General features: G+C 58.9%; 17 protein-coding genes. 5 read left to right on the plus strand and 12 right to left on the minus strand.

The window, feature by feature from the left end:
* Positions 1-15 precede the first annotated feature (15 nt).
* From RVM26_RS10960 to RVM26_RS10990, 7 genes are all read right to left on the minus strand, one after another.
* Complete coding sequence (locus tag RVM26_RS10960; RefSeq protein ID WP_172415972.1) at positions 16-4,623, minus strand: condensation domain-containing protein; 4,608 nt, start codon at positions 4,621-4,623, stop codon at positions 16-18.
* 45 nt (positions 4,624-4,668) lie between these two features.
* Entirely contained in the window at positions 4,669-5,586 is a 918-nt protein-coding gene (locus RVM26_RS10965) for a Fe(II)-2OG oxygenase family protein (RefSeq protein WP_498938606.1), read from the minus strand.
* A gap of 94 nt (positions 5,587-5,680) precedes the next feature.
* Complete coding sequence (locus RVM26_RS10970) at positions 5,681-6,403, minus strand: 4'-phosphopantetheinyl transferase family protein (protein WP_054641601.1); 723 nt, start codon at positions 6,401-6,403, stop codon at positions 5,681-5,683.
* On the minus strand, positions 6,381-7,121 hold the full coding sequence (locus RVM26_RS10975) for a thioesterase II family protein (protein ID WP_475317960.1): 741 nt from the start codon (positions 7,119-7,121) through the stop codon (positions 6,381-6,383). Before RVM26_RS10975 ends, RVM26_RS10970 begins: the two co-directional genes overlap by 23 nt.
* A complete protein-coding gene (locus RVM26_RS10980; protein WP_230446157.1) occupies positions 7,111-7,356 on the minus strand; it encodes an MbtH family protein in 246 nt (81 codons plus the stop codon). Before RVM26_RS10980 ends, RVM26_RS10975 begins: the two co-directional genes overlap by 11 nt.
* Before the next feature lie 252 nt (positions 7,357-7,608).
* The gene (locus RVM26_RS10985; RefSeq protein WP_054641602.1) at positions 7,609-7,815 is read right to left on the minus strand and encodes a FecR/PupR family sigma factor regulator; all 207 of its coding nucleotides are present in this window, start codon (positions 7,813-7,815) and stop codon (positions 7,609-7,611) included.
* Positions 7,816-7,957: 142 nt separating this feature from the next.
* Positions 7,958-8,467, minus strand: a complete 510-nt coding sequence (locus RVM26_RS10990) for an RNA polymerase factor sigma-70 (protein WP_054641603.1) — start codon at positions 8,465-8,467, stop codon at positions 7,958-7,960.
* 216 nt (positions 8,468-8,683) lie between these two features.
* On the opposite strand from RVM26_RS10990, the gene RVM26_RS10995 reads away from it, so the two are divergent.
* Both RVM26_RS10995 and RVM26_RS11000 read left to right on the plus strand, forming a co-directional pair.
* On the plus strand, positions 8,684-10,033 hold the full coding sequence (locus RVM26_RS10995; RefSeq protein ID WP_498938610.1) for a glycerophosphodiester phosphodiesterase family protein: 1,350 nt from the start codon (positions 8,684-8,686) through the stop codon (positions 10,031-10,033).
* A 177-nt stretch (positions 10,034-10,210) separates the two neighbouring features.
* Positions 10,211-10,978 carry an ABC transporter ATP-binding protein gene (locus tag RVM26_RS11000; protein WP_228168706.1) on the plus strand — a complete coding sequence of 256 codons (768 nt, stop codon included), beginning with the start codon at positions 10,211-10,213 and terminating at the stop codon, positions 10,976-10,978.
* A 46-nt stretch (positions 10,979-11,024) separates the two neighbouring features.
* Here RVM26_RS11000 and RVM26_RS11005 read toward each other — a convergent pair whose 3' ends face one another.
* Positions 11,025-12,680 carry a multidrug ABC transporter permease/ATP-binding protein gene (locus tag RVM26_RS11005; RefSeq protein ID WP_287807420.1) on the minus strand — a complete coding sequence of 552 codons (1,656 nt, stop codon included), beginning with the start codon at positions 12,678-12,680 and terminating at the stop codon, positions 11,025-11,027.
* A gap of 155 nt (positions 12,681-12,835) precedes the next feature.
* Between RVM26_RS11005 and RVM26_RS11010 the strand changes: the two genes are divergently transcribed.
* Both RVM26_RS11010 and RVM26_RS11015 read left to right on the plus strand, forming a co-directional pair.
* Positions 12,836-13,702, plus strand: coding sequence for a LysR family transcriptional regulator ArgP (locus RVM26_RS11010; RefSeq protein ID WP_153842196.1), 867 nt, complete (start codon positions 12,836-12,838; stop codon positions 13,700-13,702).
* Between the two features lie 160 nt (positions 13,703-13,862).
* A complete protein-coding gene (locus RVM26_RS11015; RefSeq protein WP_286701864.1) occupies positions 13,863-15,656 on the plus strand; it encodes a 7TM diverse intracellular signaling domain-containing protein in 1,794 nt (597 codons plus the stop codon).
* A gap of 20 nt (positions 15,657-15,676) precedes the next feature.
* Here RVM26_RS11015 and RVM26_RS11020 read toward each other — a convergent pair whose 3' ends face one another.
* Positions 15,677-16,234: a cytochrome b gene (locus RVM26_RS11020; RefSeq protein WP_153842194.1), complete on the minus strand. Its 558-nt coding sequence runs from the start codon at positions 16,232-16,234 to the stop codon at positions 15,677-15,679.
* An 88-nt stretch (positions 16,235-16,322) separates the two neighbouring features.
* Positions 16,323-17,195 (minus strand): LysR substrate-binding domain-containing protein, encoded by an 873-nt coding sequence (locus RVM26_RS11025; protein ID WP_287806221.1) that lies wholly within the window; start codon positions 17,193-17,195, stop codon positions 16,323-16,325.
* A gap of 134 nt (positions 17,196-17,329) precedes the next feature.
* Between RVM26_RS11025 and RVM26_RS11030 the strand changes: the two genes are divergently transcribed.
* Complete coding sequence (locus RVM26_RS11030; protein ID WP_287806218.1) at positions 17,330-18,208, plus strand: DMT family transporter; 879 nt, start codon at positions 17,330-17,332, stop codon at positions 18,206-18,208.
* On the opposite strand, the gene RVM26_RS11035 is transcribed toward RVM26_RS11030, so the two are convergent.
* On the minus strand, positions 18,191-18,679 hold the full coding sequence (locus RVM26_RS11035) for an NUDIX hydrolase (protein ID WP_287806216.1): 489 nt from the start codon (positions 18,677-18,679) through the stop codon (positions 18,191-18,193). The two genes, RVM26_RS11030 and RVM26_RS11035, sit on opposite strands and share 18 nt — an antisense overlap.
* A gap of 138 nt (positions 18,680-18,817) precedes the next feature.
* Entirely contained in the window at positions 18,818-19,606 is a 789-nt protein-coding gene (locus RVM26_RS11040) for an RsiV family protein (RefSeq protein WP_498938615.1), read from the minus strand.
* Positions 19,607-19,688: the final 82 nt, after the last annotated feature.

Below are 19,688 nucleotides of genomic sequence, written 5' to 3' on the forward strand. Positions count from 1 at the left end.
CCAAACCCCGTGACTTTATTGATCGACCAACTCGGCATCGGCACTTGCTCCTTGAGCCTCTTCCAGCGCCGAACGCTCATAGATGTCTCCCATCGCTACCACGATCTTGCGTGGCCCCTCGTAGGGATCACGGGCATGGGCCGCTAACATGTTGTCGACCATCACCACATCGCCCCGGCGCCAGTCGAAGCGCACGGCACAGGCTTCGTAGGCCTCGCCGACAACCTTCATCATCTCGTCGCTAATCACGGAGCCGTCGCCGAAATAGACATTACGCGGCAGGCGCTCCTGGCCCACCATGCCAAGCAGGTCTTCTTTCACATCAGGCTCAAGGCAACTGACGTGGTGGAGCTGCACCTGATTGAAGAACACCCGGTCACCGGTCACTGGATGAGTGACTACCGCTGGGCAGCGCGTGCGTGTCTGCAGCTCGTCATCACCCAACCACTGCCACTCGATGCCCGCTTCTTCGAGCCGCGTCTCAACCTCCTCCTTGCTATCGGTTTTGAAAAAGTCTCGCCAGCTCACGTCCAGGTTGCGTGTAAAGGTGCGCACATAAAGCAGCCCTTTGCGCTCGAACTCCTCCACCACATCGGCGGGCAGTTGGCGCAACATCTCGCGGCAGTCAACGATCGGGGTGGCGCCCCCCACGGAAGAGGGAAATTCGCAGAAGAACAGTTGCTTGCGCGGCCAGCGCTCCAAATGCGAACTTTCGTTGTGATAGAGAATCATCTGGCGCTCGGGATAGGGGGTTGAACGGTAGGTATTGCGCCCCCCTTCTTTTTTAGGCAGGTCACCATAGCTGCCGTAAAGACCCGGCTGGATAGCCTCGGCAAAGGCTTCAAACTCTTGCGGCGTGGTCAGCCCAAAGTTACGGAACAGAATGCCTGCATGCTTGCGCAAGTGTTGCTCGATAAAGTCACGCTGGGAGGTTGCCCACGCCACCGCATCAAGGTCAGCGTCCGTCGCTTCGATCACCAGGGGAAAGACCCTTTTTTCGTCGAGCAATGCCGTTCGTATCGGTGAGTTACTGTTGGTCGAGGGGCGCGCACCTGGCTGGGATTTCAGGCTGCCAAGCTTGTTGAGTTTGGCATCTTTTGAAAACTTGTTCTGCATGGCGTGTTTCTCCATTAGGGGTAAGCGAAACTCCTCAACGAGCGTGCTGGGAGCTTCCACGATCTGCGCTAGTAGCGACTGCCAGGCACCGGTCAACTGCTCAATGGTTTCGCGTCGGTACAAAGCAGTGGCGTAGACCCACTCGACTGATAGTCCGGTATCGCTCTCATTGACGAATACCGCCATATCGAACTTCGACTCTTGCCGGGGCTGGGGCATTACCTCCACTTCCAAGCCCGGAAGTGAGAACCGCTCGGTTGGCGTGTTTTGTAGTACGAAGAGGGTTTGTATTAGGGGGGAACGATCCCGCTCACGGCCGATGCCCGAGAGCTCGACGATTCTGTCGAAGGGGACGTCTTGATGATCGAATGCATCCAGTACGCTGGTCTGTACGTGCTCGAGCCAACGGCCGAAATCCACCTGGTCATCCGCCAAGCGAGACCGCAGTGGGATGACATTGACGAAAAAGCCAATCAACGGCTCGACATCGGGATGGCTACGGCCAGCGACATCGGTTCCCACAACCAGGTCATGTTGACCCGTCTGGCGATGCATCAACAGCTGAAAACTCGCCAGTAGAAGCGTAAATAGCGTGGTGCCACGCTGTGCGGCAAGCTTGTTCAACGCGTGTGATAGGTCTGGACTCAGTGCCATGCGCTGGGAGCTCCCAGCATGTGATACTTGACTGGGCCTGGCGAAGTCCGCTGGAAGTGATGAGAGCGGAGGAGCACTGTTTAGATAGCGACGCCAGAAGGTTGCGCTTTGCTCGAAGGCCTCTCCCGACAGTGCTTTCTCATGCCAAGCGGCATAGTCCACGTACTGAATACCCACTTCGGGTAACCCAGATTCCTTCCCTTCCAGCAATTCCCCGTACAGAGAGGCAAATTCCCGGATGAATACGCTCGTGGACCAGCCGTCGAAGACGATGTGGTGAATCACCAGGATCAGGGCGTGCTCTTGTGCACCAAAACGCAGTAACCCCGCCTTAATTAAAGGCCCAGTGGCAAGATCTAACGGTGTGTTCGCATACTCGGTGAAAGTATCTTGCAGATATCGCTGTTGCTCCTGCTCTGCAAGATCGCTGCAGTCCAAAACAGGAAGTTCGATGTTGCGCTGATCCTCTACAACCGCGATGGGATCACCGCTCTCGCTTTCAGGGTAGTGGGTACGCAATGCTTCATGCCGCGCAACGATGGCATTAACGGTTCTTTCTAGAACCTCTATATTCAATTCCCCTTTCAGGGAAAATAGCGCAGGAAGGTTATAGGCGGCACGCTCACGGTCGCCCGCCTGACTCGCCAAACGATCAACTAACCAGAGCCGACGCTGGACAGGTGCTAAAGGTAGTTCCGCATGGCGGGAAATAGGTATCAGTGGATTCTGGGCACCTCCCTGATAGGAGGCCAAAGGAGTCGCCAACCGGCGCTCTACTTCATCAACCACGTCACCAAAGCGCGGCTTTTCCATGACGGCTCTAGTAGGAAAATCAATCGCCCAATGATCGCTAATACGCGAAGCCAACTGCACCGCCGCCAGAGAATTACCACCGCTGGCGAAGAAGTGGGCATCTCTTCCCAACGGCTTTTCCTTGCCGTCCCCCAGCACCTGGCACCAGAGCTTCGCCAACGCCTGCTCCGTTTCGCTCCCTGCTTCCGCAGTAGATTGCGATGACTTTCCACCACTAGCATCCCCATCGCTGCCGCCACTGACAAAATCCCCAAAGGCGTGAATGGCGTAGGCATCCAGGCTACCCGCTTCCCAGCCTTGGCGGCAGGCGCTGCGCTGCAGTTTGCCGCTAGAGGTTTTGGGAAGGCCTCCAGGGTTGAGGAGTAGCGCGACAGAAAGCGGCTCACGGCAAGCGCTCCCCACCGTCTCGCTTAGCGCTTCGACTAACTTCTCGGCGGGCACTAGTTTCTGCATACCGCGGGAGACTTCTGCCGCCACACCGATTCCTTCAGCGCCTTCGGGGGTGGTCACTGCAAAGGCCGCCACGCGCCCTTTGCGCACTGCTTCCACTTCCGCCTCGACAGCGCACTCGATATCCTGGGGATAGACGTTATGGCCGCGCAAAATGATCAGATCCTTGATACGCCCAGCGATATACAGCTGCCCTTCGTGCAGAAACCCCAGATCGCCGGTGCGCAGCCAGCGATCATCGCGAGCATCGTGGTTCTGGGCATCACTCCCATCGGTGCGCTGCCAACGGACCCCATCGCGGGTAACAAAGGCTTGCGCTGTTGCTTCTGGGTTCTGCCAATACCCGTGCGCCACGCTAGGCCCATTGACCCATATCTCGCCGACGTCGCCTTCGGTCAGCGAGTGCAGTCCCTCGGGATCGACGATATCGATGGTGTGCCCTGGCTCCGGTGTACCGCAGCCCACCAGGGTGTTGCCTTCCACCGCGGAAGCGGCCTTCCCCTCGGCCAGCGACTGCTGTGAAAAAGCCGTGCCCACGACGCCCGTTCCGCGCGAATTGCAGCTAACCAATAGCGTGGCTTCCGCCAATCCATAGCAGGGGGCGGCGGCATCAGCGGCAAAGCCCGCCGGGCGGAAGCGTTCGATAAATCCAGTGAGGGTATCGTGGCGCACCGGCTCGGCGCCTGAGAACGCGACCCGCCAGCTGGAGAGATCCAGTGCCTTGAGCTGATCGTCGCGGATGCGCTCGAGGCAAAGGCGATAGGCGAAATCGGGTCCCCCGCTGACCGTGCCCCGATGGCGGGAGATCGCCTCCAGCCAGCGTACCGGCCGCTGCAGGAAGAAGGAGGGACTCATCAAAACCACAGGGATACCGCGATAGAGGGGCTGCAGCAGGCCGCCGATCAGGCCCATATCATGGTACAACGGCAGCCAGCTCACGAAGACATCGTCGGCACCAATCGAAAAGCCCGTTTCGATAGCCCGCTCGTTGGCCATCAGATTGCCATGGCTGACCATCACTCCTTTGGGTGTGGCGGTGGAGCCTGAGGTGTACTGCAAAAAGGCGATGTCATCACGCTGGGGGTGGTGCTCAACCCAACACTCGGCGCGTCGCTCATCCAAGGCATCGACGGGGATCAGTTCAGCGCTACCGAAGTCCTTCCCCGCCGCAGCGACCAGCTCGATCACCGCCGAAGAAGTGAGCACACAGGCAGCCTGAGAATCGTCGGCGATGGCAAAAAGACGAGCCAAATGCTGCTGCTTGGCCGACTCCGGCGGGAAAACGGGTACCGCAATCACCCCGGCGTACAGACAGGCTAAGAACGCCACCACGTAGTGTTCGTCGTTATCCAGCAAGATCAGAGCGCGCTCACCCACCGGAAACCGCTGCTGGAGCTCGCTGGCCAGGGCACGTGAACGCCGCTCCAGCGTGGCGTAGTCGAGGATGGTCTCGCCTTGAGCATTGACGGTGACCAGCGCTCTGTCGCCGGGTCTTTCCTGGGACAGACGGCTCAAGTGCTCGACATAGCTTATAAAAACATCGTGATGGGCCGAATGGCTGTTCATTGCCTGAGCGTGCCTTGTAGTCATGGGTATACCTGCTGAAATTCCTGGCCGAGGGATGAGGCGTCAAAGTCAGTCGTTGGGGAGATTGCCGTGGCCTTCCGCCATGGCAACGACGACTTTGCGCGACCCTTTAAACGGTGTGCGTGCGTGGGCGACCAGCATGTTGTCGAGCATCAGCACATCACCCGCCTGCCAGGGGAACATCACCGTTTCCTCGGCTAGCACGCCGCGAATCTCATCGAAAATGTCGTCGTCAATGGAGCTGCCATCGGCAAAGAAGACGTTGCGCGGCATGTCTTCGGGGTCGAGAAGCTCCTCCAAGGATTCGCGCACTTCAGGCTGCAGGTTGGAGACATGGAACAGGTGGCCCTGGTTGAACCACACCTGCTCACCGGTGACCGGATGGGTCTCGATGCTTTGGCACAGCTGGGTAGTGCGCAGGTCGCCGTCGGGTTTCCACTCACAGCGAATCCCTGCGCGCTGGCAGAACGCCTCCACTTCGGCGCGGTCTTCGGTGTTAAACACCTGTTGCCAAGGCATATCGAAATCGCCGTAGTTGCGCACGTAGAGAATGCCGGGGGCAAAGCGCTCGCGGATCTCTGCGGGCATACGGCGGTAGATGGCGCGGCTATCGGCAATCGGCGTTTCTCCTCCTTCAGCGGAGGCGGTGACACAGTGGAACCAGATTTTCATCGGCCACTCGCGGGTATAGGCCTGCTCGTTATGGAGAGGGATATGTTGGTGAGCGGGGTATTCGGTGGAGGTATAAATGCCCGAAGACACCGCTGAGCGTGGCGTAGAAGCAAACTCGTAACTCAGCAGCGGATGCCCAAAGGCGGCGGCAAACTGCTGAAAATCGTCCACGGAGGGAACATCGAAGCCTCTTAGCAGTACCCCACCGACTCTGGCCACCAGCGACTCAATATCAGCACGCAACTCGCCAAAGGCTTCCAGTAGTGGCTGCCCTGGGTAAGAGGGAGAAATCATAATGGGCAGCTCTGAATCAGCAGGCCCCTGACGTTGGGATATGACGTTGGTTGGTTGCGTTAGTGTTGCGCTTTGGCTGTCCATGATTGATCTCCTAAAAAGTCGTTGAGTAGCGTTGGCCCTGGTCGACATAGGCATAACAGGTACAGTCCGCGTCGAAATAACTCAGGGCAGCGGCGTAGCCGCTTGGCGCAGCCAGCGACCATGCTTGCAAAGAGGATGAAACGGGGATCGAGTGCTCAAGGTGATAGGTGCCTGATGGCCCAGGAGCGGGCATAACCGAGAGCGCCTGCAAATGCTCTGCAATGCCCAGGCCCAAGGCTTTGAGCACCGCTTCTTTAACCACCCAGCGCTCCATAAAGGGCAGCGAGGCGCTGCCAATGTGGTCGCGCCGCTCGCTCGGCGAGAGCACCAGCCCGTGCAGCGGCGCCAATTCCACCTCGGGTCGGCAGCGTTCGATATCGACCCCCACCGCTCCGCCGGGAGCCAGCGCGATCAGGGCGACACGGCCAGAGTGGGAGACATTGAAAGCAGGCCCCTCAGCGTTTTCCAGCTCGGGCTTGCCGTAAGCATTCTGTGTGAACACCAGCTTTTCTGGCGCTATACCGGTGTGCGCAGATAGCAGCCGCCGCAGAGCAGCGCGTGTTGCCATGGCCCGGACGGCATCGGCGCGATGGCGAAACCGCTGGGCGCGCTGCCACTCGGCTCGGCTTAGCAGCCGATCATCGTCGTCGGCTATTGGGGCGGTCAGATCGAGCGCCAAGTGCCACACCTCGAGCCCTTCGGGGGTTCCTTCAGCAAGCGGCAGGCGCTGCATGGGACACCTCCTCTAGCCGTCGTCCCAGCGCCCGTTCGATGGTCGCTAGCACCTGAGCCTGCTGCTGGCGAATGAAGAAGTGGCCTCCTTCGAACCAGCTCAACGAGAACGCTCCGCCCGCCATCTGCTGCCAAGCCTCCAGGCGTGTACTGTCGATATCGTCATCGCGCCCGGCCAGCACGTGCAGGGGGTGTGCCAGCGGCGCCCGACCGCGATAACGGAAACGACGGCAAAGACGATAGTCCGCTGCCAGCACGTCCAGCGTCAGGCGCAAGAGTTCAGGGCTTTCGAAGACTTCCTGTGGAGTGCCCCCCTGTTGGCGTAAATCCGCTATCAAGGCGCGGTCGTTATCCAGTCCCGCCAGGCGTTCCGGATCGCGCATCGAAGGCGCCGCGCTGCCCGAGACAAACAGCATGTGTGGTTGCGGGCGGCCCACATCGCGCAAGCGTGCCGCCATGCCATAGGCCAGCAACGCCCCCATGCTGTGGCCGAACAGGGCAAAATCACCGCGCATCCGCGTTGCCTGCTCTTCGCACAGTTGCACCACCAGGGTTTCGAAGTCATCGATCAGCGGCTCACCCAGGCGTTCGCCACGCCCAGACAGCTCGACGGGATAGATCTCGATCCAGGCGGGTAAGTGGCGCTTCCAGCGTAGGTACATGGTGGCGCTAGCCCCAGCACAGGGCAGGCAGAGCAGCCTCAAGCGCTTAACCTGCATTCACCTGCTCCGCCTCGGCGCTCGCTTGCTCATCCATCCATTGGCGCAGCGACAGTGGTCGCATATCGGTCCATGTTTTCTCGACGTAGTCTAAGCACGTGGGCTTATCGCCAAGCACGCCGGTATCCGTCCAGCCAGCAGGAATCGCCTTCCATTCCGGCCAGAGGGAGTACTGCTCTTCATGGTTGACCAGTACGCGGAAGACAGCATCTTCACGATCAAAACAGCTTGTCATGGGAACACCTCACCGGTTCATAAGGAACAAGAAACAAAACGATAGTGCTTCTCATTCCATAATGACGAGTGAGGGACGGGACAATTTAATGCGGGAAGGGGAGAAAGACGAAAAAATCGGGATGGGGCCGCGAGGACGTCGTCATCGCATGACGCGAGTCAAGCGATTGCTGACTCCTGCGGCAGTCAGCAATCGCTGAAGACCTTTGAGTCCGCCTGGAAATCGACGGAGGCGATTAAAAACGGTGACTGGTCAGCTACGCTCATCACCGTTGGGGATCAGTCCCGTTAGCAGCCAGAGTCGTTCTGCCTCATGGAATACGTCCCGGTGCTGGGAGGAGGCCGCTAGCCACGCATGCAGCGCGGAGCGATCCGCATCGCTCAATCCCTCTTCATGCTCGCGCATCAGCCACTCCAGCGCGGCTTGCCAAACGGCATCGTCGCCGCTGTGATTATCCATCGTGACTGTGACACCTCGCCATTGCTAGTCATTGAACTAATGGAGTCGACCGGCGTACCGTACCGGCAGCAACACTGCCTCACAGTGTAACAAAGCAGCCGCAAGGAGGGGATGGAACCGGCCCTTCGCCATCGAGCAACGCTTAGCTCCGAACCGATTGGCGGCAATGTGTCAATGCATCACGAATCATGAAGTTTACAGAGGTGGGAGAGACGTCCAACAGCTGCGCTATCTCTCGCTGTGTATGGCTTCCCGAGCGGTAGAGTTCGAACGCGAGGCGCGTTCGCTTGGGCAACTCGTCCAGCGCACCGACCACCTGCGCCAAGGCCTGGCGGTCAATCGCCATCACTTCTGGGGAATCTGATGCATAAAAGGCGTTGTCGCCCTCCTCCTCTTTGGCGAACAGCATCGACTCGAAGGCCGAACGCCGGTAGCGATCGATGGCGAGGTTGCGCACGACGCGAGTGACATAGGAGATGGGCCGTTTTACTTCAAAGACGGTGGTCGCTTCTGAAATTTTCAGATAAGCATCCTGAACCACATCATCGGCTTGGTCGGCACTGCCCAAGACCTTCGCAGCGACACTACAGAGCACAGGCCGCTGATTGACGAAGATATCCTCTAACTCAGCGCTCCAGGTCTGGGTATTCACCGTTTGGCCTCCTGCCGTGTTCAATGTCTATATTGCAAACAATTATTGTTATCTTTTGAAAAAGGCAAGTCAATCGGCTCTGCAAAACGAGGTCGTTCTAACGATATACCGCATCGACAAAGCCACGGCCCCATCAGCACACCCTAAGGTCGACTCGATAACCCGCGACACTCACCTACACTCAACTAGACGCCTTTTGCGCCCACGAGAGACTCGATGATGACGACGACCGGCCTTCTCACCCGCACACTGCTGCTAGGTAGCCTGCTGGCTCCTGCCCTAGCCATTGCTGAAGAGAGCGAGAAGACGCCCCGCTGGAACGAAGCGCTGATCGAGGCGGCGCAGGCAGTGACGCTGGGGCCCCGCCCGCTCTTTCTGGTCAACGATATGAGTGCGGGCAATGCCCATGAGCAGGCACTCAAAGCGTCGCTACTGAGCTGTGCCGCCGAGCAAACCACCTGGCACCGCTCGCCGCTGTCGATAGGACATCGTGGCACACCGCTGCAGTTTCCCGAACACACGTTAGAGTCGTATATCGCAGGCGCTCAGGGCGGCGCCGGCATCTTGGAGTGCGACGTCGCCTTCACCGCCGACGAAGCGCTGGTCTGCCGCCACTCGCAGTGTGATCTCCACGCGACCACCAATATCGTCGAAACGGCGCTGGCCGAGCAGTGCAGCGTGCCGCCAGCGTTCGATGACGTCACTGGCGCCTTGACCAACGCGGCCGATATACGTTGCTGCACCAGTGACATAACGCTCGCGGAGTTTCATACGCTGCAAGGCAAAATGGAGGGCGTGAATAGCGATGCCACGAGTATCGAGGCGTACGTGGCGGGCACTCCAGGGTGGCGCACGGACCTCTATGCATCCCGTGGTACCTTGATGAGCCATGCCGACAGTATTGCGCTCTTCCAGCAGTTGGGAGTCATGATGGCGCCGGAACTGAAATCCCCCGAGGTCGACATGCCGTTCACCGAGCATACCCCCGAGGGGTTCACGCAGCAGGCCTACGCACAAAAGATGATCGATGAGTACAAGGCGGCTGGCGTCTCCCCCGACGACGTATTTCCGCAGTCGTTCGACATCGACGACGTGCTCTACTGGATCGAGCATGAACCGGCCTTTGGCCGTCAAGGGGTCTATCTGGAGGGTCGCTACGGCGATGAAGGCTTCGACCACACTCGGCCCGAGACCTGGCAGCCAAGCATGGCCTCCCTGGTGGAGCACGGCGTGCGCATCATTGCCCCGCCCACCTGGATGCTGGTCGAACCGAACCCCGCGTTTGGCAACGACGCGCAGGCAAGACGCCTACAGGCATCGCGCTATGCCCGCCGTGCAAGGGAAGCAGGCCTGGACATCATCGCCTGGACCTTCGAACGTTCCGGCCCCCTCGAGGAGGGCGGGCAGTGGTACCACCGCACCACCGAGGACGTGATCCAGCGTGATGGCGACAAACTGCTGACGCTGGATACGCTGGTCAATGACGTCGGCGCCATCGGCGTGTTCAGCGATTGGCCCGCGACGGTCACCTTCTACGATAACTGTGTCGCGCGCAACGCGCCTTGACGGCCCGCGCGGATGATCCAAGCCCTCAGCCGAGTCGCATGCCCCTTGCGTGCGGATCGGCTTTCACGATCTCTCTCTAGCGGTCGGCTATTTTTTTCATTTTTTCATTAAAAATGAGAACCATTAGCACTAGAATGGCAGCATGATGATTGATGCATTCGCCACTAGGAGTCGTCCATGTTCGAGATCAAAGGCGCTACGTTTGAAGTCAATGGCAAACCCATCCTCAATCCCATCGAGCACACGTTTCACGAAGGCAAGGTGTATGGCCTGATTGGCCATAATGGTTCCGGCAAGTCGACGCTCATCAAGCTGATGGCACAGCAGCAGCCGGTCGCTCGGGGCGCGATCCATTTCGATCAGCGACCGCTGAGTGACTGGGGGCATCGTGAGTTTGCCCGTCAGGTGGCCTACCTTCCCCAACACCTGCCGAGCGCCGAGAGCTTGACCGGGCGCGAGCTGGTCGGCTTTGGCCGCTACCCGTGGCACGGCCTCTTAGGGCGCCACACCCAGGCCGACAAAGAAGCCGTGGAGCGCGCCATTGCGCTCACGCATACGGAAGCCTTCGCCGACCGCCTGGTCGACACCCTCTCCGGCGGCGAACGCCAGCGGGTTTGGCTGGCGATGCTGCTTGCCCAGGGCAGCCGCTTCCTGCTGTTGGACGAGCCGTTGGCAGCGCTGGATATTGCCCATCAAATCGAAGTGCTGGCGCTGATTCGCAAGCTGTGCGACGAGCTCGATCTGGGCGTGGTGATCGTGCTGCACGATATCAACATGGCCTCCCGCTACTGCGATGAGCTGATGGCCCTGCACAGCGGTCGCCTCCTGGCACACGGGTCTCCCCACGAGCTAATGCGCGACAGCACCCTGGAAGCCATTTACGGGTTGCCGATGCAAGTCATACGCCACCCCAATGGAGAGCACAATATCGCCGTTGCCCAGTAGCTGGCCGCTGAAAAGTGGCCACCCTGCGTCGGTGGCTACTGTAGGCTCACGAGCTAATCTGCGCGACCGCATCTTCACTGGCCTGGGCGCGCTGTGCTCCCGTCAGCTCGTTTAGCTGCCCCTTGGACATTTCCAGCAAACGGTCCGCATGGACGAAGTAGCTGTCGTCATGGCTAATGGCAAACACGGTTTTGCCCAACGCTTTCAAATGGGGGAGCAGCTCACGATAAAAGAGCCGCCGGAACTGCGGATCTTGGTCGGCCGCCCACTCATCCAGCAGCAAAATATCCCGCTCTTCGGCAATCGCCAGTAGCAGCGCCAAGCGCTTACGCTGCCCTTGCGAGAGCTGCGTATTCACTACGCGATCACCCTGCCACTCCAGTTTCTGCTGCATCTGCAACCGTTCGAGCCAGGTTTCGACCAGTCGCGGGTCGGCTGCTTTGCCGCCTGGCCCCATGGCTTGGTCGAACTGATGAAAGTCGGTGAAGACACTGGCAAAGCGCGCTCGAAACGCGGTCCACTCCTCCCGGTTAAGCTCCCTACCATCCACGCTAATCTGCCCGCTTTGCGGTCGATAAAGCCCCGAGAGCAAGCGTGCAAGCGTCGATTTACCGCTGCCGTTGCCGCCGATCAAAAACACCTGCTCACCACGCGCCAGCGTGAGGGTGAGCGGCCCCACCTGAAAACCCTCGCCACCCGCCGCTGGGGTATAGCGATACACCACGTTGGTGAGCGCCAAGCGCTGCCAACCCTCGAAACGATCCTCGACGTCGAAGCCCGGCCGATGCTCGGCTAGCGCCAGACTGGCCAGTTTATCGAAAGCGACTTGGGCACTGATCAGCGTCGGCCATGCGCCCACGGCTTGGATCAAGGGCGTGCGTAAAAACAGCAGGGTCAAAGCAAAGGTGGCCGCCACCGCGGGGCTTGCCCACCCCAGCACGTTGGCCATGAAAAAGACCACGCCAATGGCGCCCAGCATCATGATGTTGGACCAGTTATTGGCGCTGAGGTGGTAGGTGTCTGCGCGGATGATATGGTGACGATACGCTTTGGCGTTCGCGGTGTAGGATTCATCAAAAAAGCGCCGTGCCCGGTCACGATTGAGCGCTAGCTCCTTGCGTCCCTCGATGGCCGACTGGTAATCCCTATACAGCCGATCCTCGCTTTCGCGCACCTGATGGAAATGACGATACACCTTCGACACCAGTACCCAGCCGATCCCCATGGTGAACGCCATCCATAGCACGGTAATCACCACCATCTGCGGTGAGAGCCACGCAAGATACGCCACCGAAGCGAGCGTGAGCACCACGCCCTGCACCAGCTCCGGCAACCGCACGAAGCCGATGGTGATATTGCGTACGTCGCTCGAGAGACTCGCCAGCAGCGTGGCGTTGCCAAGCTGCTCTAAGCGCTCGATATCGGTATCCAGAATCCGCTTCACCAACCGAGAGCGCAGATCGAAGACGAAATGGTGGCCCAGCAAGGTAAGCGCTAGCTGCGTACACAGCGTCACCGCCAGCAGCAGCGCCAATAATCCCAAAAACTGTGGCAGTGCAGCGAGGGCACTGCCCGCTTCGATCAACCGCTGGTTGATGAACGCAATCACGCCCACCCCCAGCCCAGCACTCACCAGGCTCAATGCCAGCGCGCCTAAAAACGGCCAGCGATAGTGACGGAAAACCACCCGCAATAATTCCATGATGCCTCCCCTTTACGCATAGGCGGCGAATTGTGACGCACTTATCCGATAAATCAAACAAAGAGACTGATTTTCATTTACGAAAATTGCGTACACGCCTTTACGCATCGTTTCGGGATTGATTAACTGCCCTAGCCAACAACAGAGAGAGCGTCATGGTGGATTACAAACTACTTCACGCACTAGCCACCGTGGTGGAGTGCGGCGGCTTCGAGCGGGCAGGCGACATGATGGGCCTCTCGCAGTCGGCCATTTCACAGCGGATAAAGGCGCTGGAAGTCCGCTTGGGCCAGCCGGTGCTGGTGCGCCACCCCACGCTAGCACCCACGCCCGCAGGCCAGCGGTTGCTTGCCCATTATCAGCAAGTGCAGCTGCTAGAACGGGACTTACACGAGGCGCTTCCGACCTTGGAAAAAGCCGCGCCGCGACTGCGCATCGCCATCAATGCCGACAGCGTCGTGACTTGGTGGGCCGATGCCGTGGCGGATATTTGTCAGTCGGAAGGGGTGCTGATGGACTTGGTCATCGAAGACCAGGACGTTGGACTGAAGCGACTGCGCGATGGCGACGTGGCAGCCTGCCTGTGCGCCACTCCCCAGCCCATCGCCGGCGCTCGCTGCCTGCACGTCGGTGACATGCACTATCAGCCGTTGGCATCGCCCTCCTACGTGGCACGCTATTTCCCGGACGGCCCAAGCCTGAATGCGTTTCAACACGCACCGGCCATCGTATTTGGCCCACACGACCAGCTACAGCATCAGTTTTTAGCGCAGTGGGGCTATCAGGGATATTTCCCCTACCATTTATGCCCCTCATCAGAGGGCTTCGTTCGGCTGGCAGCCGCCGGCATTGGCTATGGCATGATTCCCCAGCGGCAGGCCGCCGAGTCGCTACAGTCAGGTCAGTTGGTGAGCATTGCACCAGGGCATGGATTGACCGTCCCCCTATATTGGCACTTTTGGCGACACAGTGGGCAGTTGATACAACGGCTGACCGAAAGGCTGAGCCATCTCACGCTTTAGCATCATTCTCATCTACTTGGGGACAAACGCGTCTACAATCAAAATGTTTTTAGAACGTTGTCATGCTGTTTGATAGGACGGGGCGTCATTATCTCGCCTTTTCGTTAGCGATCAGGGTTGCCTGAGCGGAGTAACAACAAACATCAAGAAAGCGAACGCTATGGATGCTAACGGTTGTTTGAAGCGCCTATTTGCCACTTTTCTTACGCTCTTACTCATTGCAGGCAGTCAGGTCAACGCTGCTGATACGCTGTCGGCATCTCCCGAACACGACCGTTACTCGCTTAATGACGTGACCCGCTATTGGCATACCGATACCCCCCTGACGCTGCGTGATGTGCTAGCCCGCACGGACGATTTTCAACCCGTTACAAGTGAATCTGATTTGCACTTTGGCTATACGCAAGGCGACACTTGGCTAACCACGCGCTTGCATAATCCCTCCCCACGCCCTGCCACGTGGCTGGTCACGTTCGAATACCCTTTTTTGGATCACGTCACGCTCTATACGCTGAGGGCGCACTTTACCGACGTGCAGCAAAGCGGCAGTGCCCTGCCGCTATCAGAGCGCGCCCTCGCTCATCGTCAGGCCATTTTTCCTGTGACCTTAGCAGGCGACGAAACCGTCACGCTGTATAGTCAAGTCTCGGCTGCCGGTAGCAAGGTATTGAATTACAGCGTCATGACGCCCGAAGCGTTCTACGCCCAAAACGACCGCCACAATTTTTGGCTCGCCACGTACTTCGGCATGTTGCTTGCGTTGGGGCTGTATAACTTTTTGCTTTTCTTTGGCCTCAAAGAACGCGTCTTCCTCTACTACTCGCTGTTTGCCTTCGGCTTCACGTTGGCGATTTTGACCTTCAACGGTTTGGGGACGCTGATTTTCTGGAGCTTTCTTGGTGAGCAGACTGCCCGGCTCGTCGCCATTGGTTTTACGTTTGCTTCGGCTATGGCCACGCTGTTTGCCCAAAGTTTTCTGAATACGTGGCGTTATAGCCCACGTTGGCACCGGACGCTCACGCGATTTCGCTTTATGTGCTGGGGGGTGCTCATCACGGTATTCGTCATCCCTATCCAACCGGCGCTGATATTGATGGATATCGCAGGCTTTACAGCTGCCCTACTACTACTGGTTTGCGGACTCTATTGCTCATGGCGACGCGTCCCCAGTGCTCGCCTATTCGTTGTGGCATGGTCGATCTTTTTACTTGGCGTAGCCGTGTTTGCACTGCGCAACATGAGTATATTGCCCGCCAACTTCGTCACGCTCCACGGCATTCAGATTGGCTCCGCCATCGAAATGTTGCTGCTCTCCTTTGCCTTGGCGGCACGTTTCAATAAATTGAAGAGGCAAAAAGAGCAAGCGCAAGCCGATACCGTGGCGATGCTGAAAAAACAAGAGGCCATTTTAGAAGCCAAAGTGGCGACTCGGACCGAAGCACTAGAGAAGCTCGCCAATTACGACATGCTGACAGGGCTACTCAACCGGCACGGTTTAGTTCGGCATGCCGATGCTGCCCTGGCGCGTAGCCATACTCACGGGGAGCCACTCGCGCTCATCATGTGCGACTTGGATCGCTTCAAACCGATCAATGACCAGTATGGGCATGAGGCAGGGGATTTCGTGCTTCAGCAAGTAGCCAAGCGGTTAGAACATATTGCACGCGAGGGAGATCACTGTGCTCGCTTTGGTGGCGACGAATTCATTTTGCTGCTGGAGCAAATTCAACACCCCAGCTTGCTGGAGGACATCTGCAGCCGCATCACTCAAGCCCTGAGCGACCCCATCAAACTACCCTGCGGAACCATGATCCACGTAGGGATCAGCATCGGCGTCACTCTTAGCCGCGACGGCAACGCCACTTTCGCCCAACTGCTCAAAGAGGCCGATCGTCAGATGTATGCCCAAAAATCACGCCAAACCAAGCGTTTTTATGGCTACGGTTCAGCGTGACATTTGCAGGGATGGGGCATTCAATCAAACAGGCTCATGCGTTTCATTACGTTATCGCGCTTGATTCGCCAATGAAATAGCGCGCCCGCCACGTGCAGTGTGATCAATACGACCAGTGCCCAGCCCAAACGCTCGTGCCACATGAAGAGGGTGTCTGAGAGTGCTTCGTTCTTGCCTAGCAGTCCCGGCAAATGCCAGTGAAAGAACTCCACGGGAAAACCGCCCGTTGCCGTGGCGGCCCAGCCGATCAACGGCATCGCTACCAGCCCCGCGTAAAGCAAGTGATGAACGCTGGTACTGAGGACACGCTCGAAAGCGTTCAAAGGCGGGTCATGGTCCGGCACCACGAAGGCGACCCGCGTGATGATGCGAAGCGTCATCAGCAGCAGAATCGCTACTCCCAGCGTCTTATGGCTGGTATAGAGCATGTTGGTCAGCGTATTCCCGACCAACGCCAAGGTGCGTTCATAGCCCAAAAACCCCAGTGTCAGGCCGCTCGCCAGCGAGAGCAGCACCGCCAGTGCCACCAGCCAGTGCAGCACCCGGTGTGGATAGATGTAGTGATCTAACTCGTGCATTCAAGACTCCCTGCCCAGCCATGTCGTCACCGTCAGCATAGTGCAACGTCGACCCGTTAGAAAAATAATGATTAGCCAGCGGTTTACCTTATAACGCTTCGCTGGGAGCCGCTAGCTGTTCGCGGATCAATTCTCCAAGCCGACGAGCGGGCTCGGAAGGCCGATGAGGTGCCCGGTGGAGCGCCAGCTCGATCATCGGCAGTGCAGGCAACCCGCTGCTCTCATCCAGCGGGCGCAGCATAGGCGTGAGCATGCTGCGCGTGACCACCACTACCGCCAGCCCTGCCGTGACAATCGGCGCTAGCCCCGCCATGGATTGGCTCGTATAGGCCACACGCCAATCTCGCCCGGCGGCTTGCAGCGCCTGCTCGGCCACTTCGCGAAATACATCCGCGCCTGGGATGTAAAGCGCCAGTGGAATAGGGTCACTCATGGAGGGCTGCTGATGCACCCCCACCGCCCAGACCAGCGGCTCACGGCGAATCACATCGCCCCCGGGCGAGTGCCGCTGGCGCGTCACCAGCGCCAAATCCAACGCCGAGGCTTTCACCTGTTCGACCAAATGCGCGCTGGTACCACACTGAACCGTCAGCCCCACGGCCGGGTAGAGCTGATGAAAATACGCGAATACCGACGGCAGCAACGAGGCGTAATCCTCAGGAATGCCCAGCGTAAGATCGCCGGTAATCTGGCGGGCCTGCATATCGCTCCAGGCGTCATCATTGAGGGCGAGCAGTTTTCGCGCATGGGCTAGCAGACGCTCTCCTTCTGGGGTAAAGCGCAGCCGCCGCCCTTCTCGTTCATGCAAGCTGACCGTCAACTGCGCCTCCAACCGCTGTAGCTGCATGCTGACGGTGGACTGCGTATACGCCAGCCGTTTGGCCGCAGCAGTAACGCTGCCGGTATCTGCAATGGCCACCAGCGTTCTCAACAGCGTTAGGTCAAAGGTAGGCGCCCTCATATATCACCATTGTCGATGTTATCGATCAAAAAAGATCGTTATCTTGATGTGTTTGTGATGAGTATGCTGCGCGTCATGAAGGTATTTCAAGGCTCGCTGCCACCAGGGTGAGTCAACACACAAGGAGACGCGCGATGCAGACCCGTCACTCATCGATTTTGCAATCCCCGTCCTACAGTATCGGTGCGGCCCTGGTGGCCGTCACATTATGGAGCATGGCACCCCTGATGGCGGAGCTTGCCCGTGCCACCGCCCCCCTTCAGCTAACCGCGCTGACACTGTTGGCAGGCGCACTGGCTACCCTCCCGCTGAGTCGCCGCGTGCCGATGGCACGCGGCGCGCTGAGCTGGAAGCTGGGCGTTTGGCTAGGTATTCCGCTGCTGATCGTAGGCGCCGTCAGTAGCTACTTCATTGGTATGCGTCTTGCTCCCGCCGCAGAGGCGGCGCTGATCACCTATACATGGCCTGTACTGTTCGTCTTGTTGAGCCAGTGGAGCCGCTGGGGCCGATTGCATTGGGCCAGTGTGGCTGGGGCGCTGATTGCTTTTTCGGGCGCTGCTATATTGCTGCTGCCCCAAGCGCTCAACGGCGGCTTCGGTGGTGTGGCCTCGGGCTATGGGTTGGCCTTGCTTGCGGCGTGCTGCTGGGCACTCTACTCATGGCTGGGTCAAGCGGCTCCCATCGCATTGACGCCGCTACTACCGAGGTTGCTGCTAATAGCCTGCGCCTTCACCTGTCTTGGGAGTGTCTGGCTCGAGGGCGGCGTTGCGCTTCCTCGTGGTGAAGCGTTGGTGGCCGGTATCGCGTTGGGCTTGGGGCCCTACGGCATCGCCATGGTGGCGTGGGACAAAGCGCTGCGCTTTGGTCAGGCTAGCCTCGTGGGCAGCTTGGCTTACGGCGTGCCCATTCTGGCAGCGCTGTTGCTGGTCTTGGCCGGCATGAGCGTGCTTGACTGGCGGCTTCCCACCGCCGCGCTACTGGTGGTAGTGGGCTGCTTAAAGGCGGGCCGCTGAGGTGGGCATCATCATCTCGCTAAACAGCACGCTGGCCAGTAGCTCGGGCAACCAGGAGGGCGAAAAGGCCTCCTTTTCGGCGCTTTCGGCGCTCTGCATCTGCGCGAGCGACCACCATGCAAAACGAGGCGCAGTGCCGCCGCCGTGGGCCAATAACCGCGTGCCTTGAAGGCTTCTGTGGGGGGTCGGCTGAGTGTCGGGGCAGCGCACCAGGAAAAAGCGCTCCTCGAAGGGCTGGCCTGCGCTATCGGTTTGTCGGCGCTGACGAAGTAATGGCCCCAAAGGACAGATAAGCCCGACATCTGCATAAAGCAGGCGTATCGCTGCGGCTGGATAATCATCATCGTGTGCTAATGCGCTACCCAATGGCGTCCAATGGTCAAGCGACTCATCGCGTTTGAGCAGCAAATGCCCCTTTGGGTCAACGACCAGTAGCTGCACCTGCCGAGCGGCTTGCGTATCGAGTGTCATAAGCGGTCCATGCCTATCGATCTAAGTGGATGAATAAAAAAGCAGCGGCCAGCACGTCTCATGCGGGCCGCTGCTTCTCAGCGTAGCCAATCATCGGCGATTTGTTTTAAGCCATTAGGCGCGATTGCTCGAGTCGCGTCATTGCCCTAGGTAGCGGGGCTTGGCTATCCCCGCCAACGCATCAAGAGGGAGGGTGAGCGTGGGTTGGCCCACTGCATAAGGCGCAATCTCATAGACGTTGTAGGTCACTTCCCAGCGATCCTCCAGCGGCGCAATGTTGCGACTCGGGCTAAGCGGCCAGGCAACGGCAAACTGCTCATCGAAGCCCGCCTCGGTGATCCAGCGCCGATGTGCCTCTGTCAACAGCGCATCGAAAGCAGCCGCTTGCCCCTCTAACAGCATCTCGTCGGGCTCGACGACACGATGTTCGCGCTCATCAATGACCATATAGTCCGTCAGCGGCAGTCCGTGAGCCTGGCCTGCGTGGTACACATAGCTGTTTAGCTCGATCACTAGTAGATCGTGGTGACGTGCGTAGACCGACGCTTCCAACAATGCCTCGCTGGTCATGTTGCCTGGCGCAACACGATTATCCTCCGCCGCCATGGCCAAGAAACGATTGGCGTACTCGTCCCAGCTCTGTGCAGGCTGCGCCGCTTCCTCGTCGCTGATGGCCATGCCTAGAGTGAGCAAGCGTGTTCGCAAGGCGTCACTCAGTGTGGACGATTGAGGAAACGTCAGTGCCGAGACAGTCACCGTCGAGCACTGCTCGTCCTGGCAACCTGACGCCACGTACTGTTTTTCCACGGCAAGCGAGGCCAGGGCAATCGGCTCGCGGGGAGATTTATCAGCGGCCAAACAGCCACCTAGTAATAGCGTTCCGGCGAGTGATAGTCCTGCTCCTAGCGTTTTGAACGTGCGTAACATCATAACCTCCTTGTGGATCATGCGTCCTGATAAGGCGGGCGGGTCGTGGTAGAACGGCAGCGCCCCTGCAGTATGGCAGGGG

Origin of the sequence: Halomonas sp. KM072, assembly GCF_050710315.1 — a bacterium.
Classification (GTDB): domain Bacteria; phylum Pseudomonadota; class Gammaproteobacteria; order Pseudomonadales; family Halomonadaceae; genus Vreelandella; species Vreelandella hamiltonii.

Coding starts and splice junctions, on each gene's coding strand:
- RVM26_RS10960 (WP_172415972.1), bottom strand. CDS start 4,623: ATGACTACAAGGCACGCTCAGGCAATGAACAGCCATTCGGCCCATCAC.
- RVM26_RS10965 (WP_498938606.1), bottom strand. CDS start 5,586: ATGATTTCTCCCTCTTACCCAGGGCAGCCACTACTGGAAGCCTTTGGC.
- RVM26_RS10970 (WP_054641601.1), bottom strand. CDS start 6,403: ATGCAGCGCCTGCCGCTTGCTGAAGGAACCCCCGAAGGGCTCGAGGTG.
- RVM26_RS10975 (WP_475317960.1), bottom strand. CDS start 7,121: ATGCAGGTTAAGCGCTTGAGGCTGCTCTGCCTGCCCTGTGCTGGGGCT.
- RVM26_RS10980 (WP_230446157.1), bottom strand. CDS start 7,356: ATGACAAGCTGTTTTGATCGTGAAGATGCTGTCTTCCGCGTACTGGTC.
- RVM26_RS10985 (WP_054641602.1), bottom strand. CDS start 7,815: ATGGATAATCACAGCGGCGACGATGCCGTTTGGCAAGCCGCGCTGGAG.
- RVM26_RS10995 (WP_498938610.1), top strand. CDS start 8,684: ATGATGACGACGACCGGCCTTCTCACCCGCACACTGCTGCTAGGTAGC.
- RVM26_RS11000 (WP_228168706.1), top strand. CDS start 10,211: ATGTTCGAGATCAAAGGCGCTACGTTTGAAGTCAATGGCAAACCCATC.
- RVM26_RS11005 (WP_287807420.1), bottom strand. CDS start 12,680: ATGGAATTATTGCGGGTGGTTTTCCGTCACTATCGCTGGCCGTTTTTA.
- RVM26_RS11010 (WP_153842196.1), top strand. CDS start 12,836: ATGGTGGATTACAAACTACTTCACGCACTAGCCACCGTGGTGGAGTGC.
- RVM26_RS11015 (WP_286701864.1), top strand. CDS start 13,863: ATGGATGCTAACGGTTGTTTGAAGCGCCTATTTGCCACTTTTCTTACG.
- RVM26_RS11020 (WP_153842194.1), bottom strand. CDS start 16,234: ATGCACGAGTTAGATCACTACATCTATCCACACCGGGTGCTGCACTGG.
- RVM26_RS11025 (WP_287806221.1), bottom strand. CDS start 17,195: ATGAGGGCGCCTACCTTTGACCTAACGCTGTTGAGAACGCTGGTGGCC.
- RVM26_RS11030 (WP_287806218.1), top strand. CDS start 17,330: ATGCAGACCCGTCACTCATCGATTTTGCAATCCCCGTCCTACAGTATC.
- RVM26_RS11035 (WP_287806216.1), bottom strand. CDS start 18,679: ATGACACTCGATACGCAAGCCGCTCGGCAGGTGCAGCTACTGGTCGTT.
- RVM26_RS11040 (WP_498938615.1), bottom strand. CDS start 19,606: ATGTTACGCACGTTCAAAACGCTAGGAGCAGGACTATCACTCGCCGGA.